The organism is Burkholderia sp. AW33-5, assembly GCF_053427615.1.
This window is the reverse complement of record NZ_JBSAXA010000002.1, coordinates 710,880-725,017: the sequence shown is the minus strand read 5'-3', so window position 1 is coordinate 725,017 and position 14,138 is coordinate 710,880. Positions and strand designations below refer to the sequence as shown.

Annotated in this window: 16 protein-coding genes and 1 pseudogene; 10 read left to right on the top strand and 7 right to left on the bottom strand. The window is 67.3% G+C overall.

Annotated features, from left to right (window positions below; translation table 11 throughout):
- A pseudogene (locus tag ACV22V_RS06765) lies at nt 1-271 on the bottom strand (plasmid fertility inhibition factor family protein); the annotation flags it as partial.
- A gap of 222 nt (nt 272-493) precedes the next feature.
- Here ACV22V_RS06765 and ACV22V_RS06760 point away from each other — a divergent pair.
- Entirely contained in the window at nt 494-742 is a 249-nt protein-coding gene (locus tag ACV22V_RS06760) for a hypothetical protein (protein ID WP_059691772.1), read from the top strand.
- Nucleotides 743-1,195: 453 nt separating this feature from the next.
- Here ACV22V_RS06760 and ACV22V_RS06755 read toward each other — a convergent pair whose 3' ends face one another.
- Entirely contained in the window at nt 1,196-1,939 is a 744-nt protein-coding gene (locus ACV22V_RS06755) for a DUF695 domain-containing protein (protein ID WP_059691771.1), read from the bottom strand.
- Between the two features lie 203 nt (nt 1,940-2,142).
- Here ACV22V_RS06755 and ACV22V_RS06750 point away from each other — a divergent pair, with 203 nt between their 5' ends.
- Nucleotides 2,143-2,451 (top strand): hypothetical protein, encoded by a 309-nt coding sequence (locus tag ACV22V_RS06750; RefSeq protein WP_059524514.1) that lies wholly within the window; start codon nt 2,143-2,145, stop codon nt 2,449-2,451.
- Nucleotides 2,452-2,572: 121 nt separating this feature from the next.
- Entirely contained in the window at nt 2,573-3,046 is a 474-nt protein-coding gene (locus ACV22V_RS06745; protein WP_059524512.1) for a VOC family protein, read from the top strand.
- Between the two features lie 76 nt (nt 3,047-3,122).
- Here ACV22V_RS06745 and ACV22V_RS06740 read toward each other — a convergent pair whose 3' ends face one another.
- Nucleotides 3,123-4,094 carry a diguanylate cyclase domain-containing protein gene (locus ACV22V_RS06740; protein ID WP_448013312.1) on the bottom strand — a complete coding sequence of 324 codons (972 nt, stop codon included), beginning with the start codon at nt 4,092-4,094 and terminating at the stop codon, nt 3,123-3,125.
- A gap of 82 nt (nt 4,095-4,176) precedes the next feature.
- Here ACV22V_RS06740 and ACV22V_RS06735 point away from each other — a divergent pair, with 82 nt between their 5' ends.
- Together ACV22V_RS06735 and ACV22V_RS06730 are read left to right on the top strand one after the other, a co-directional pair.
- Nucleotides 4,177-4,353, top strand: coding sequence for a hypothetical protein (locus ACV22V_RS06735; protein WP_448013311.1), 177 nt, complete (start codon nt 4,177-4,179; stop codon nt 4,351-4,353).
- 33 nt (nt 4,354-4,386) lie between these two features.
- A complete protein-coding gene (locus tag ACV22V_RS06730; protein WP_448013310.1) occupies nt 4,387-4,605 on the top strand; it encodes a hypothetical protein in 219 nt (72 codons plus the stop codon).
- 180 nt (nt 4,606-4,785) lie between these two features.
- Here ACV22V_RS06730 and ACV22V_RS06725 read toward each other — a convergent pair whose 3' ends face one another.
- Nucleotides 4,786-5,409 carry a phospholipase D family nuclease gene (locus tag ACV22V_RS06725; RefSeq protein WP_059691767.1) on the bottom strand — a complete coding sequence of 208 codons (624 nt, stop codon included), beginning with the start codon at nt 5,407-5,409 and terminating at the stop codon, nt 4,786-4,788.
- Nucleotides 5,410-5,585: 176 nt separating this feature from the next.
- Complete coding sequence (locus tag ACV22V_RS06720; RefSeq protein ID WP_059691766.1) at nt 5,586-6,056, bottom strand: winged helix-turn-helix transcriptional regulator; 471 nt, start codon at nt 6,054-6,056, stop codon at nt 5,586-5,588.
- 169 nt (nt 6,057-6,225) lie between these two features.
- Between ACV22V_RS06720 and ACV22V_RS06715 the strand changes: the two genes are divergently transcribed.
- Nucleotides 6,226-6,663, top strand: coding sequence for a PaaI family thioesterase (locus tag ACV22V_RS06715; protein WP_059606628.1), 438 nt, complete (start codon nt 6,226-6,228; stop codon nt 6,661-6,663).
- Between the two features lie 201 nt (nt 6,664-6,864).
- Nucleotides 6,865-7,917: an NADP(H)-dependent aldo-keto reductase gene (locus ACV22V_RS06710; protein WP_448013309.1), complete on the top strand. Its 1,053-nt coding sequence runs from the start codon at nt 6,865-6,867 to the stop codon at nt 7,915-7,917.
- Between the two features lie 64 nt (nt 7,918-7,981).
- Here the strand turns inward: ACV22V_RS06710 and ACV22V_RS06705 are convergent, their stop codons facing one another.
- The gene (locus ACV22V_RS06705) at nt 7,982-9,268 is read right to left on the bottom strand and encodes an MFS transporter (protein ID WP_448013308.1); all 1,287 of its coding nucleotides are present in this window, start codon (nt 9,266-9,268) and stop codon (nt 7,982-7,984) included.
- Between the two features lie 35 nt (nt 9,269-9,303).
- Nucleotides 9,304-10,725 carry a M20 family metallopeptidase gene (locus ACV22V_RS06700; protein WP_448013307.1) on the bottom strand — a complete coding sequence of 474 codons (1,422 nt, stop codon included), beginning with the start codon at nt 10,723-10,725 and terminating at the stop codon, nt 9,304-9,306.
- A 165-nt stretch (nt 10,726-10,890) separates the two neighbouring features.
- On the opposite strand from ACV22V_RS06700, the gene ACV22V_RS06695 reads away from it, so the two are divergent.
- The 3 genes from ACV22V_RS06695 (at nt 10,891) to ACV22V_RS06685 (ending at nt 14,091) form a co-directional block, all read left to right on the top strand.
- Nucleotides 10,891-11,844 carry a LysR family transcriptional regulator gene (locus tag ACV22V_RS06695; RefSeq protein WP_223963075.1) on the top strand — a complete coding sequence of 318 codons (954 nt, stop codon included), beginning with the start codon at nt 10,891-10,893 and terminating at the stop codon, nt 11,842-11,844.
- A gap of 64 nt (nt 11,845-11,908) precedes the next feature.
- Nucleotides 11,909-13,036: a tRNA 2-selenouridine(34) synthase MnmH gene (mnmH, locus tag ACV22V_RS06690; RefSeq protein ID WP_448013306.1), complete on the top strand. Its 1,128-nt coding sequence runs from the start codon at nt 11,909-11,911 to the stop codon at nt 13,034-13,036.
- Nucleotides 13,033-14,091, top strand: a complete 1,059-nt coding sequence (locus ACV22V_RS06685; protein ID WP_059701262.1) for a permease — start codon at nt 13,033-13,035, stop codon at nt 14,089-14,091. The genes mnmH and ACV22V_RS06685 overlap by 4 nt, the downstream gene beginning before the upstream one ends.
- The last annotated feature ends 47 nt before the right edge of the window (nt 14,092-14,138 follow it).

The following is a 14,138-nucleotide window of genomic DNA, read 5'->3' as shown; positions in this document are numbered from 1 at the left end:
TCTCGGGAATACGGGGTCCGGCCGGGTCGAGGAAAGCGCGGATGCCGGCGGCCTTGCCGGGCGCCCAGTATTCAACCGAAGGCAGCACATAATCGGTCGTGTCGCGATCGGCGCAGGCGAGCAGTTTTGTCAGGTCGACCGTCACGACGCGATGGCGCGAGTCGTCGGAGGCGAATACCCGCTTGAGATGCGTGGAGGCATACGCGGCATGTCCCGAAAGCGGGATGATCCAGACATCGACACCATCATGTTGTGCCCGGGCGAGTGACATTGTTTCCTTGGGTGTGGCAAGCGATTATTGTGGCCGGAGTGTAGCAGCGCGACCGGACGGCCATGTATTTTCAGTCGAGGTCAAAAGCTCGCGAGAAGATCGCGATACTGCCTGCCGGAATGACTTGCAGCCCCGAATTCACACAAGATTCACGCAGCGCGTGACGCCGGCCTGGCGCGGCGCACCATAAGAACCGAGAGGGCGGATTGGCCGGAGAAAGTCATGTCACCGGTTGAGATCGAATATCTCGATTACCGCTTCACGTCGACACTCGAAACGCGGGAAACGGGGCGAGTCGCCGTGGTCGACTGGCAACTGGATTCCATTTCGCGAGGCAAGACGTTCGCGTGGGTCGTGCTCGACCGTTTCCTGAAACGCAACGATTTTGCCGACGAGGACGACGCACGCGCCAATATCGTCGACTGGCGGAGCAGTTGGTCAGCCGGAAGGGCGCGTCGCTCGTCGTCGTGATCGCCGCACCGGCCGCCGGCGTAGCGCTCGGACCGTGCCGTGACGTGCCGCAAGCGGCACCAGGCACGCGAGCTTTCCGCTTGAAAGGGTGAGTTGCCGCACAGACGGTCGCACGGGCCACGATCACAATCTGGCCGGTTGACCGTTCTACCCCGGCCCGGTCAACCATTTCCCCGCTCGCTCGCGCAGGAGCGGGGCTTTTTCCCCGCACGACGCATGCAAGCCGCGTCGGCGGAAACGGACAGGCGTTCGGCAGGCGGCGTTTCGCGCCACGACATCCGTTCGCCTGATCCGCATGAATCGCTTTCCTCGTGCCTGGGCGGTTGCCTGGGCCCATCGCCGGTTACGGCCGGCGATGCCTTGGCCCCGGCGGCACGCCGTCGCGCTGCCGGGATGCTTTTTGTACCGGACCCGTCAAGGTCCGACACGCGCGCAACGCGCGTGCCGGCGGGGTCAGCCCGCCTGCTCGACGCTGGTTTCCCAGCCGTCGTATTCGCCACCGAGCGAGCGCACCTCGCGATTGATCTCGAGCGTATGGCGCGTGATGTCGGCCAGCGCCATCGTGCCTTCGTGCGCAAACCGCACGGCCGATTTGCCGTCTTCGGTCGGCGCGACCGATTCGACCAGATAGCCTTTCGACTCGGCCCAGTCGGCGAACTGATGCGCATCGCTCGGTTCCGGGAAATAAGCCCAGTGCATCACGCGCCGGCTCACGTCGCTCACGTCGCCTTTCTGCCGCAGCGCCTCGAGCACGCGCATGTCGCGCATCAGTTGCCAGTCGTCGTCGGTCGGGTAGAGCGTGCGCCAGTACGTTTCCTTGTCCGGATCGTCCTGGAATGCGTACTGAAGCGCGTAGGTCGTGCGCTCGGCGAGCGAGTCGACGATCTCGCCCGCGGTTTCCTCGTCGAACGGCACGTAGAACAGGAAATCCTGATTGCCGTCGACCGTGATGCGGCCGACCTGCACGCCGTTTTTCGCGGTCACTGCGGCGTCCAGCAGATCTTCGATGTTCGTGAGACCGGCGAACTCGTCGCTGCTCGGCAGGCCGTCGGGTGTCGGATGCTCGAGCGCGACACGCACGCTGAGCAGCGACGTGCGCGGATCGCTTTCGGCGATTTCCGCAAAGCCGTGATTGAAGCTGATGAAGGCCTGATGGTCGCCCATTCTGGCAGGGAAGGTTCCCCAGGCGTCGGTCATATGTTTCTCCCGTGCACGATTGTCTGTTGACGGTTGCAAAGCGTCCCAATGTATCATCGAAAATCGCGTTGGCCGAAGCCGCGTGCGGGGATGATCGTGCGTCAGGCCGGCCTGGTGGCGGTTGAACCCGCGGGCTGTCGCGCCATCGTCGGCTTCCGTCGTCCGGCGTTCGTCCGGCCGCAACCGTTTCGAAGGAGATCCCGATGTCGATGTTCGCGGTGAATGGTGTCCGAATCGACGTGCGCAGCGCACGTGTGACGCACGTGCGCTGGGCGGCCGTCAATCCGGCGGACCGGTCGTGGGCGGCGACGCCGAGCGAGGCGTCGGTGGCGGAAGTTGCGCGCGCGCTTGCGGCCGGCGACGACGTTCGCGCCGTATTCGACGAAGCGGACGGGACGGCGGTGGGGCCGAGACTGAAGCGCGTGCTTTATCGCGACGCGTCGGAAGGGATCGAACTCGACATCGATGCGACGAACGAGTCGCGTACGCTGCGCGACCTTCCGCAGATCTGAGAAAAAAATATCCGCAGGCGTGTCGATTTCCGTCGAGTCCGTCCGTCGTAGCATCGGAGGCGTGCGCATCGTGCGTCCGTCCCGATTTCCGATTCGATAACCGACTGAAGGAGCGACATCCATGGCCACGTCCGTCAACCCGATCCCGGAAGGGATGCGCACGCTGACCCCGCATCTGATCTGCGCCGGTGCAGCCGCCGCCATCGACTTCTACAAGCGTGCGTTCAACGCGACCGAACGGTTTCGCCTGCCGACCCCGGACGGCCGGCTCGCGCACGCGTGCCTCGCAATCGGCGATTCGACGCTGATGCTCGTCGATGAAATGCCGGAGCACGGCGCACTCGGGCCGAAGACGCTGAACGGCACGCCGGTCTGCCTCCACCTGTTCGTGCCGGACACCGATGCGGCGATCGCGCAGGCCGTCGCGGCCGGCGCGACCGTCAGAATGCCGGCCACCGATATGTTCTGGGGCGATCGCTACGGCCAGGTAGAGGACCCGTTCGGCCATCGCTGGTCGATCGCGACCCACCAGCGCGACTTGACGCCCGAGCAGATCGCGGAAGCGATGGCGAGTGCGCCGCCGTGCGGAAGCTGACCGAACGGCGCATATCGGACCGAGCGCGGCTGGCGGCAGCGGCGGACGCGCGTATCGGCGAGCGGTTGATCCGCGCTCAGGCGCCGGCGGCTTTGCCGCGCTGCTTGTCCTCGTACATGCGGCGATCGGCCGATTCGAGCAGGTCGGCTACCGCACGATGTTGCGCGGGATCGTATGCGACGTAGCCGACACTGAACCGGATCGCATAGCCGCGTGCGTCGGCCGCGTTGCGCAGCGCGAGCGCCTGCGTGACGCGCTCGATCGGCTCGCCGACGTCGGCCGGATCGCTGGCGCTCAACAGCACGACGAATTCGTCGCCGCCGAGTCGGGCGATCACGTCGCTGTCGCGCAGCGCACCGGTCAACGTGTCCGCGAAGGCCATGAGCGCGCGGTCGCCTTCGGCGTGGCCGAAGCGGTCGTTGATCGCCTTGAAGTCGTTCAGGTCGAAGAACAGCAGTACCGCGTGCCGGCTCATGCGCCCGCACAGGCTCAGCACGTGGCGCGCGAGAATCTCGAAGCCGCGGCGGTTCGTCAGTTGCGTCAGTTCGTCGGTCGTCGCGAGATGCAGCGCCGCGATTTCGCGTTCGGTCATGTGCGCGAGATCACCGAGCAGCGCGAGTTCGTCGACGGAGAGGTCGCGTGGCCGCGTGTCGATCAGGCACAGCGTGCCGACAGGTGCGCCGTTCGGCGCGGCAAGCGGCCGGCCCGCATAGAAGCGGATGCCGGGCTGGCCGGTGACGAGCGGATTGTCGTGGAAGCGATCGTCGTTGCGCGCGTCCTGGATCACCATCGTTTCGTCCGCGAGCAGCGCATGTGCGCAGAACGAGACGTCGCGCGAGGTCTGCGTGGCGTCGAGGCCCGGATGACTCTTGAACCACTGGCGATTCTCGTCGACGAGGCTGACGAGTGCGATCGGAACGTCGAACAGCCGGCGCGCCAGGCGCGTGAGGCGGTCGAACCGTTCTTCCGGTGGCGTGTCGAGGATCGACAACGAATGAAGCGTCTCGAGCCGGGCCGCCTCGTCGACCGGTTTGGTAGCAATCTGCATTGGCCTTTGTCTCTGGTCCCGGCTGCGGAGCCGGTCATCGATCGTCTGGATGCCGCTCGGCGCGTGCGAAAGCCGTCGGCGCATGCTTGCCGAACTCGCCGCGCACGCCGAACAGTATCGCGCATTCGCCATCGCGCTGCACGCCGTGTTGTGCGGCGTTGCCATGGCGATGCGACGCGAACGCTTCGCATGTCATGCGTCGCTGCGGGACAAGCAATTCGATGCCCGGCGGCTCAAGCTCTCCGGTGCGATGCCGTAAACAGGGCAAGATCAATCGCTCATCCACCGCACCATGGTTCGAATTCTCTACGCGGGGTATCTCGCGTTGGCGCTGTATCTGCTCTATCCGATGATTCAGAACCCGCTGACCTTCAGTACGGACTGCGTACTCGGTGCGCTGCCGGGCGGGACTCGCGATCGACCGAAGCCTTCGGCCAGCGATGCGCATGCGCATGCGAGCCGGTGTGTCGCGACCACGCAGATCGCGGAGCGGGCGGCCGACATCCACTGATTTCATCCACCGATTCCACCGATCGCGGCGCCGTCGCGCGCGGTGTGCAGGCCATTCGGCCAGGTTGACCGGCATGCAATGCGCACCGATCATCGACGACATCACGGCGCGAATGCACGCACCAATGCGCGTCGGCCGCGCCGCACGCGAACGGCGCGTGGCGATCGCATGCGCGAAGAGTCAGTACGACGAGCGGTACGGCGTACCCTGGTCGAAGCGGCTTTGCCAATGCGCAAGGTAGCGCGACGCGAGTTGCGGATTGTTCCAGACCACGACGACGTTTTCGGAATTGCGGCTGGCTGCCGAGGCACTGTAGTTGAACGAGCCCGTCTCCACGTGCTCGGCATCGACCACGACATACTTGTCGTGGTGGATCGCATAGGCGTCGATCGTGCGTGTCGGAATGCCCGCGTTGACGAGCAGGTTCAGTGCCTGCTTGCTGCTCTTCGCGCGATTGCCCTTGTCGTCCACGACGACCGCGACATTCACGCCGCGCCGCTTCGCGGCGAGCAGCGCGCGGGTGACAGGCGGCGACGTGAACGAGTAGGCGGCCACGCGAATCGAGGTGCGCGCGGCGCCGATTGCCTTCAGGACGAGCGCCTCGGCACCGCCATCGGGCGAGAACGCAGATTCGACGACCTGCGTGGCGGGCGCCTCATGGGTCGGGGCCGGCAGAAGTTGCGCGATGAAGTCGATCGCTTGCTGCAGCAGCGATTCGGTTTGCGTCTTGCCGAAGGCGGCGAAGGGCGTGGCGAGCAGGGAAGCGGCGAGGCAGGCAGCAGCGAGGCGTTGGCGCGACAACATCTTGGACAGCGAATGGTTTTGAGACAGCGGGCCGTGAGTGTAACGCAGACACGGCGGCGCGGCCACGCCCGGATGCGAATGCGCGACATCGTGTGACGGTCCGGCGCCGTCGACGTGATGACGTTCATCGTGTGCGGCGCTGCCGTGCGCGCTCGACCCTCGCTACGCGCCATGCGTCAGTCGGCCGCCTCGCGTGCGATCCATCCGGGCCCGGGCTCCGGCTGCACGTCGTGCGCATCGAGCGGCTCGCCGCATGCCGAGCACACCGCGACCGCATGCATCAACTGACCGCAGGTTCGATGACGCAATTGCACCGGCGGCCCCTGGCCGTCGTCCTTCCAGCGATCGCCCCATGTCATCAGCGCGAGCAGGGCCGGGTAGAGGTCGAGGCCTTTTTCCGTCAACCGGTATTCGAAACGCGGCGGGCGCTCCTGATACGCGCGCTTGACCAGCACGCCTTCGTCGACGAGACGCGCGAGCCGCTCGGCCAGAACGTGGCGCGTGAGGCCCAGTTGCATCTGGAACGCATCGAAGCGGCGGCAGCCGAGAAACGCGTTGCGCAGGATCAGCATGGTCCACCGATCGCCGAGCACGGCGAGCGTGCGCGCGACCGAACAGTTCAGCGTGCCGATGTCATCCCATTTCATGATCGAGTCTCGTGCGACGGTGCAGTGAAAGAGCGGGTTCGATTATAGAACTTGCCTTCGGTTGCAATGGGCGGTGGCTGCGTTGACAAGCCCGGCGCGGTTGTCAATAATCAGTTCCAATTTAGAACTTACTCGCGCGGCGACGCGCTTTCAATCAGTAGACAACCCGATGAATCCGCTTTCCCTGTCCGGTCTGGAACTGCTGCGCGCGGCGGCGGCGGGCGATCTGCCGCTCGCGTCGATCTCGGAAACGATCCCGATGCGGCCGCTGGGCGTCGAGCTCGGCTACGTGAAGATGTCCGCGCGTGCGGACGGCCGGCACCTGAATCCGCTCGGCGGCGTGCACGGCGGGTTCGCCGCGACGGTGCTCGACTCCGTCACGGGCTGCGCGGTGCATTCGATGCTCGACGCGGGCGTCGGTTACGGCACGGTCGACCTCCACGTGAAAATGCTGCGCCCCGTGCCGCGCGACGTCGACCTGATCGCGGAGGGACGCGTGATTCACCTGTCGCGTTCGCTCGGCGTGGCGGAAGGCACGCTGAAGACGCCGGACGACAAGATCGTCGCGCACGCATCGGCAACCTGCTTCATTCAGCGGCCGCAGTGACGCAGCGGGCGGCGTCGTTACGCCGGCCCGGTTCGTCCGGCATGATCCGGACCGCGCACGCGCCCGCGAAGGCCGCCGTACCCCGAATGAGCGACGTCGACCGCACATCGCAGGCGGCCTGTAAGCGAACGCACCGGCCATCTGAAGCGTTCGTTTCAATGTGATAGCGTTCCTGCTTTCCACTGACGCGACAGGAACAGCATGGAATACCGCACACTCGGCAATTCGGGCATCGAGGTCAGCCTGATCGGTCTCGGCACGATGACGTGGGGCGAGCAGAATTCTGAACGCGACGCCCACGAGCAGATCGATTACGCGCTCGGGCAGGGCGTCACGCTGATCGATGCCGCGGAAATGTACCCGGTGCCGCCGAAGCCCGATACGCAGGGACGCACGGAGCAGTACATCGGCACCTGGCTCGCGCGGCATCGGGCGCAGCGCGACCGAATCGTGCTCGCGACGAAGATCGCGGGCCCGGCGCGGCAGCCGCACAATCCGCGCCATATTCGCGGCGAAGGCAACCAGTTCGACCGCAAGAACCTGACCGAGGCGCTCGACGGCAGCCTCAAGCGTTTGCAGACCGACTATGTCGACCTGTATCAGCTGCACTGGCCCGATCGCAGCACGACGACATTCGGCCGCCCCGCGTATCCGTGGGTCGACGACGCATACACGGTGCCGATCGAGGAAACGCTGGGCGTGCTCGCGGAATTCGTGAAGGCCGGCAAGGTCCGCGCGATCGGCGTGTCGAACGAAACGCCGTGGGGCGTCGCGCAGTTCCTGCGCGCGGCCGAGAAGCTCGGCTTGCCACGCATCGCCAGCATCCAGAATCCGTACAGCCTGTTGAACCGCACGTTCGAGAACGGCCTGTCCGAGTTCACGCATCGCGATGGCATCGGACTGCTCGCGTATTCGCCGCTCGCGTTCGGCTGGCTGTCCGGCAAGTACGAGAACGGCGCGCGTCCGGCCGGCGCGCGCATCACGTTGTTCGAGCGCTTCCAGCGGTATAGCAAGCCGCAGGCCGTCGAGGCGACGTCGCGCTACGTCGCGCTCGCGAAACGGCACGGGCTGTCGCCCGCGCAGCTCGCGCTCGCGTTCGTCAACAGCCGGCCGTTCATGCGCAGCAACCTGGTCGGTGCGACGTCGCTCGCGCAACTGAAGGAGAACATCGGCAGCATCGACGTGACGCTGTCCGACGAGATCCTCGCCGAGATCGACGCGCTGCACGAACGGCAGCCGAACCCGGCGCCGTAAACGGCGAGCGGCCCGCGCGGCACGGTGCCGCGACGGGCCACGTCCGACGCGCATTGCCGCGGAGTCAGCGCATCCCGAGCCGCGTGCGCGCGACCAGCAGTGCGATGAGACTCAGCACCGCGCAACCCATCAGATACAGCGCCGGCGACAGCCGGTTGCCGGTCGCGCTGATCAGCCATGTGATCACGAACGGCGCGAAGCCGCCGAACAGCGTGACGCCCGTGTTGTAGCTGACGGCGAGGCCGGTCGCGCGGGTCTGCGACGGAAACAGTTCGGCCATCAGCGCCGGCAGCGCGCCGCAGTATGTCGCCTTCAGCAGCCCGATCCAGATCAGCGCCGCGAGCATCGTCGCGAACGACGCGTGATGCGTGAGCCACACGAACGTCGGCCATACGGTGGCGAGCATCAGCACGGCCGCTGCCGCCATCACGCGGATCCGCCCGGTGCGGTCGGACAGATGGCCGACGAGCGGCGTGACGAGCGTCAGCACGAAGCCGGTCGCGAGCGTCGCCGCGAAGCCCGTCGATGCCGGCAGCCCGAGCTGCTTGATCGCATACGTCGGCATGTACAGCACCATGTAGTTGATCGCGGTCGAGATCACGAGCACCCCGATCGCCAGCAGCACACGCATCTTCTGGTCCGCGAACAGCTCGCGCACGGGTGCTTCGGAGCGCGCCTGCGTCTTGAACTCGACCCCCTCGTCGACGTAGCGGCGGATGTAGAGCCCCACCGGGCCGATCGCGAGGCCGAACAGGAACGGCACGCGCCACCCCCAGCTTTCGAGTTGCGCGACGCTCAGCGTCGACGTCAGCAGCGCACCGAAACCCGATGCGAGCAGCGTCGCGAGGCCCTGGCTCGCGAACTGCCAGCTCGACATGAAGCCGCGCCGCTGCGGCGCGTGTTCGACGAGGAACGCGGTCGAGCTCGCGAATTCGCCGCCGGCGGAAAAGCCCTGCATCAGCCGCGACAGCATGATCCCGAGCGGCGCGAGGATGCCGATCGATGCATAGGTCGGCATCAGCGCGATCAGCAGCGTGCCGACCATCATCATCCCGATCGACAGCAGCAGCGACGCCTTGCGGCCCGCGCGGTCCGCGTAGGCGCCGAGCACGAAGCCGCCGATCGGCCGGATCAGGTAGGAGAGCCCGAACGTGCCGAGCGTGAGCAGCAGCGACGTCGCCTCGCTCGTCGTGGGGAAGAACAGCTTGGCGATCGTCACCGCGAAAAAGCCGTAGACGATCAGGTCGAACCATTCGAGCGCATTGCCGATCGATGCGGCGAGGATGATGCGCCGGATCTTCGCGGCGCTGGGGCGCGCGGCGTCCTGCGAGGTCAGGGTGGTCGTATTCATCGTGTGAGCAGGTCCCGAGAAAGGGGCGAAGCGCGTTACAGGGCGGCGCCGGCCGCGGCGGGTGCCGCGCGGCGAACGGGCGGCGCGGCCTCGCCGAGATCCCAGAAGAGGCCGGCCATCATCTGCAGTCCCTCGCGCACGACGCTCGCGAGCAGGTGCTCGTCGGGCGCGTGCTGCGAGCACGCCGGATACGAGTGCGGCACCCACAGCGTCGGCAGCCCCAGCGTATCGGCGAAGACTTCGTTCGGCAGCGTGCCGCCGAGGTTCGGCAGGATCGCGGGCTTCTTGCCGGTCGTGCGCGCGAGCGACGCGACGGCCCAGCGGACCCACGGATCGTCCGGCGGCAGGCGCGTCGCCGGCGCGCCGCGTTCGACGTCGATCTCGATGTCGGCGAAGCCGTGCGCATCGAGATGCGCGCGCAGATGCGCATGCAGCGCTTGCCAGTCCGTGCCGACCACGAAACGCAACTGGCAGTGCGCGTATGCGACGGGCGGAATCGCATTGACCGGGTGGTCGGGATTGCCGGCCTTGAACGCGAGAATCTCGAACGTATTCCAGCCGAACACGCGCTCGGCGGCGGAGAGGCCCGGCTCGCCCCAGTCGGCGTCGAGCGCCGGATCGCCGGGGCCGCCGCCGACGGACAGGTCGGCGAGCGCGGCGCGCACGGCGGCCGGGATCGGCGGCGGGCGCAGCCCGGCGACGCGGATCGCGCCGCGCGCGTCGACGAGGCTCGCGAGCGCGTTCGCGAGCACGGTCGCCGGGTTGCGCAGCAGGCCGCCCCAGTTGCCCGAGTGATGGCCGCCATCGCGTGCGCGCAGGCTCAGCTTGAAGTTGACCGAACCGCGCGAGCCGAGGAACACGGTCGGCCGTTCGGCGGTGACGCGCGGCCCGTCGGACGCGATCAGCACGTCGGCCGCGAGCGCGTCGCGCTCCTGGCGGCACAGTGCGTCGAGCCCCGGCGACCCCGTTTCCTCGCCCATCTCGATCAGCAGTTTCGCGTTGAAGCCGAGCCTGCCGCCGCGCGCGGCGAGTACGCTCGCCAGCGCGGCCAGGTTGATCGTGTGCTGGCCCTTGTTGTCGGCACTGCCGCGGCCGTACCAGCGATCGCCATCGACGGTCAGCGTCCACGGCGACAGCGGCGCGCGCCATTGCGCGTCGTAGCCGCGCACGACGTCGCCGTGGCCATAGACGAGCACGGTCGGCAACGCGTCGTCCTCGTGGCGCGACGCCAGCAGGAAGGGACCGCCGTCGTCGACGGGGTTCTCGACGATGCGCGACGTGAAACCCAGACGCGCGGCCTCCGGCGCGATCTCGTCGGTCAGGTAGGCGCGCAGCGCGGCGCTCGAGCCGCTGTCCTGACTTTCGGTGCGCAGGCCGACGCGGCGGCTCAGGGTCGTGAAGAACGCGCCGGATTCGAACTGGTTCAGCGCGTGCTGGATGGCGGCGGTACGGCTCAAGACGTGTCTCCTGTATCGGTTTTCCGGCGGGTGCGGGCGCGCATGGCCGAGAGTGCGATCGATTCTAGAAAGCCGTTTTTTTTGTCACAATGATCGAATTTCGAACATTTCCTTGCCGAAAAGGCAAAGCGGAGCGGCCTGGGTCACAGGCCCGGGGACAGAACGATGGCGGCTTTCCTGCATGGTCTTGCGTTGCGGTATTTCGTCGAGGTGGCGCGAACCGGGTCGATCAGCGACGCATCCGCGAGGCTGCACGTGGCCGTCTCGGCGATCAGCCGGCAGATCGCGAAGCTCGAGAGCGAACTCGGCGCGCCGCTGTTCGAGCGCCGGCCGCGCGGGATGGCATTGTCGGAGGCCGGCGAGCGGCTCCTGGGCTTCGCGCAGCGCAGCCTGCTGGAGGCCGAGCATGTGATGAAGGAAATCGGCGGATTGGAGGCGCTGCACGGCAGCCTGTTGAAGATCGCCTGCTCGGAAGGGTTCGCGATCGATTTCCTGCCGGGCGCGCTCGCAGGCTTCAAGGCGCGCCACCCGGGCGTCGATTTCTCGGTGTGGGTCGTGTCGCCTGCGGAGGCGACACGGCGCGTGCGCGACGGCGATGCCGACATCGGTCTGACGTTCAGCCTGGCGCCGGAGAAGGGCGTGCGTGTCGAACACACGGAGCGTGCGCCGGTTTTCGCGCTCGTGCGGCGCGACCATCCGCTCGCGGCGCGCGACTCGGTGTCGCTCGCCGATGTCGCGCGGCATCCGCACGTGCTGCCCGAGGCCGGCACGACGGTGCGCCAGCTGATCGACATCGCGTGCGTGCTCGACGGGCTCATGCTCGAGCCGGAACTGACCAGCAACAACACCGCGGCGATGTACCGCTACGCGCAGCGTACCGGCGCGGTGATGTTCACGGGGCTGCTGTCGGTGCGGGACCGTTTCGACGCGGACGGCTTCGTCGTCGTGCCCGTCACGAATCCCCAGCTACGCGAGCGCAGCATCCAGGTGCAGACCATGGCGGGGCGCGATCTGCCCGCGTCGGTGCGCGCGTTTCGCGACCATCTGATCGACGTGATGAGCAGCGCGTCGCCCCCGCCGGTTGCCGTGCGCGGCCCGAGACGCCCGGGCATGAGATAATCGCGAATCCGCCTTCCGTGCCCGTGCGGCTCGCCGAGCCGCATCGCCCCTGTTCGACGCCAAATTGAAGAACCTGATTGTCACCCTCGATCGCGCCGGCGAGTTCGACGAGATCATCGACGTGCGCACGCCGCTCGAGTTCGCCGAGGATCATATTCCCGGCGCGCTGAACGCGCCCGTGCTCAGCAACGAGGAGCGCGTGATCGTCGGCACGATGTACCGCCAGGTGTCGCCGTACGAGGCGACGCGCGTCGGCGCGGCGATGGTCGCGCGCAACATCGCGCGCCATCTCGACACCACGTTCGCCGATCGGCCGCGCAACTGGCGGCCGTTGATCTACTGCTGGCGCGGCGGCAAGCGTTCCGGTTCGATGACGACCTGGTTCAACCTGATCGGCTGGCAGGCGCGCCAGCTCGAGGGCGGGTACAAGTCGTACCGCCGCTCGGTATGCGCGACGCTCGATACGCTCCCGACGCGGTTCCGCTACATCGCACTCGTCGGTCACACGGGCTGCGGGAAGACGCGGCTCCTGAACGCGCTGCGCGACGAAGGCGCACAGACGCTCGATCTCGAGGCGCTCGCATGCCACCGCGGCTCGCTGCTCGGTGCGTTGCCGGGGGTGCCGCAGCCGACGCAGAAGTCCTTCGATTCGGGGCTCGTCCGCACGCTCGAGCGTTTCGACCCCGCATGGCCGGTGTTCGTCGAATCGGAAAGCCGCAAGATCGGGCTCGTGCAGCTGCCGCTCGCATTGCTGGACGCGTTTCACGCGGGGCCGTGGGTGCAGGTCGAGGCAGCGCACGACGAACGTATCGCTTTCCTGCTCGAGGATTACGCCCATCTGTTCGACGAGCCGGCAGTATTCAAGGCGCAGCTCGAACGGCTGATCGGCCTGCACAGCCGGGAAGAGGTCGCGCGCTGGAACGCACTGATCGATGCGAACGAGCGCACCGAATTGTTCCGCACGCTGATCGATAAGCATTACGATCCCGCCTATGCGCGCACCTATCGTTCGTCGCACGACAAGCCGAATCGCGCACTGACGTTCACTTTCCGGCCGAACGCGGCCGATGGGCGCCAGCAGGCGCGCGCGCTGCTCGACGCGCTCGCGCAGGCCGGGCTGCCGGCATCGCCCGCCGCCGGCGCGGCGGCGCGAGCCGACATCGACAACAACCCTACGACCACCACACGATGACGACCACACGCACCCAACCCAGTCCGGCGCTCGGCTGGATGACTTTCCTGCTGATCGCGGTCGCGGGACTGTTCTACGTGAAATGGTTCCCGTATTACAACAAGGCGTTCGTCGCCGCGGAGCATCATTCGATCGGCCAGTCGATCCTGATGGGCACGTCGGCGAGCGCGCCCGAGCCTTCGCTGAAGGCGGCGCTCGACTACGCGTGGGCGTACGGCAAGGCGATCTGGCAGGCCATGGTGCTCGGCCTGCTGCTCGGTTCGGCCGTGCAGGCGCTGCTGCCGGCGCACTGGGTCGCGCGCGTGCTCGGCCGCACGGGCTTCGGCAGTGTCGCCGCGGGCGGCCTGCTGTCGCTGCCCGGCATGATGTGCACGTGCTGCGCGGCGCCGGTCGTCGCGGGCCTGCGCGCGCGGCACGCGTCGCCGGGCGGCGCGGTCGCGTTCTGGCTCGGCAACACGGTGCTGAATCCGGCCGCGCTGGTGTTCATGGGCTTCGTGCTCGGCTGGCACTGGAGCGCGCTGCGGCTCGTGCTCGGCGTCGCGATGGTGTTCGGAATCGGCTATCTGCTGAACCGTATCGCGCGTCCCGAGGACCGCAGCATCGACGACGCGCAACTCGCCGCGCTGGTGGCCGAGCAGACCGCCGCGGGCAATCCGTTCGTCCGCTGGATGAAGCTGCTTGCACGCATGGCCGTGCGGCTCGTGCCCGAATACATCGTGCTCGTGCTGCTGCTCGGCGCGGCGCGCGCGTGGCTGTTCCCGCATATCGGCCCGGACATCGGCAATCATCTCGGCTGGATCATCGCGTTCGCGGTCGCGGGCACGTTGTTCGTGATCCCGACGGCCGGCGAGGTGCCGATCATCCAGGCGATGCTGTCGCTCGGCATGGGCGTCGGCCCGGCCGCTGCGCTGTTGATGACGCTGCCACCGATCAGCGTGCCGTCGCTCGCGATGCTCGCGCGCTCGTTCAAGCCGTACATGCTGGCGATCGTCACGGGCCTCGTCGTCGTGTTCGGGATCGTGAGCGGGCTGCTCGCGATCGCGTTCGGGTTCTGACGGACACGCGGGCGGAACGGCGATCGGGCGCGACGGCCGGACAAGTC

What these genes read in the sequence shown, in the direction of transcription:
- ACV22V_RS06760 (WP_059691772.1), top strand. Translation starts at nt 494, where the DNA reads ATGTCACCGGTTGAGATCGAATATCTCGATTACCGCTTCACGTCGACA.
- ACV22V_RS06755 (WP_059691771.1), bottom strand. Translation starts at nt 1,939, where the DNA reads ATGACCGACGCCTGGGGAACCTTCCCTGCCAGAATGGGCGACCATCAG.
- ACV22V_RS06750 (WP_059524514.1), top strand. Translation starts at nt 2,143, where the DNA reads ATGTCGATGTTCGCGGTGAATGGTGTCCGAATCGACGTGCGCAGCGCA.
- ACV22V_RS06745 (WP_059524512.1), top strand. Translation starts at nt 2,573, where the DNA reads ATGGCCACGTCCGTCAACCCGATCCCGGAAGGGATGCGCACGCTGACC.
- ACV22V_RS06740 (WP_448013312.1), bottom strand. Translation starts at nt 4,094, where the DNA reads ATGCAGATTGCTACCAAACCGGTCGACGAGGCGGCCCGGCTCGAGACG.
- ACV22V_RS06735 (WP_448013311.1), top strand. Translation starts at nt 4,177, where the DNA reads ATGCTTGCCGAACTCGCCGCGCACGCCGAACAGTATCGCGCATTCGCC.
- ACV22V_RS06730 (WP_448013310.1), top strand. Translation starts at nt 4,387, where the DNA reads ATGGTTCGAATTCTCTACGCGGGGTATCTCGCGTTGGCGCTGTATCTG.
- ACV22V_RS06725 (WP_059691767.1), bottom strand. Translation starts at nt 5,409, where the DNA reads ATGTTGTCGCGCCAACGCCTCGCTGCTGCCTGCCTCGCCGCTTCCCTG.
- ACV22V_RS06720 (WP_059691766.1), bottom strand. Translation starts at nt 6,056, where the DNA reads ATGAAATGGGATGACATCGGCACGCTGAACTGTTCGGTCGCGCGCACG.
- ACV22V_RS06715 (WP_059606628.1), top strand. Translation starts at nt 6,226, where the DNA reads ATGAATCCGCTTTCCCTGTCCGGTCTGGAACTGCTGCGCGCGGCGGCG.
- ACV22V_RS06710 (WP_448013309.1), top strand. Translation starts at nt 6,865, where the DNA reads ATGGAATACCGCACACTCGGCAATTCGGGCATCGAGGTCAGCCTGATC.
- ACV22V_RS06705 (WP_448013308.1), bottom strand. Translation starts at nt 9,268, where the DNA reads ATGAATACGACCACCCTGACCTCGCAGGACGCCGCGCGCCCCAGCGCC.
- ACV22V_RS06695 (WP_223963075.1), top strand. Translation starts at nt 10,891, where the DNA reads ATGGCGGCTTTCCTGCATGGTCTTGCGTTGCGGTATTTCGTCGAGGTG.
- ACV22V_RS06685 (WP_059701262.1), top strand. Translation starts at nt 13,033, where the DNA reads ATGACGACCACACGCACCCAACCCAGTCCGGCGCTCGGCTGGATGACT.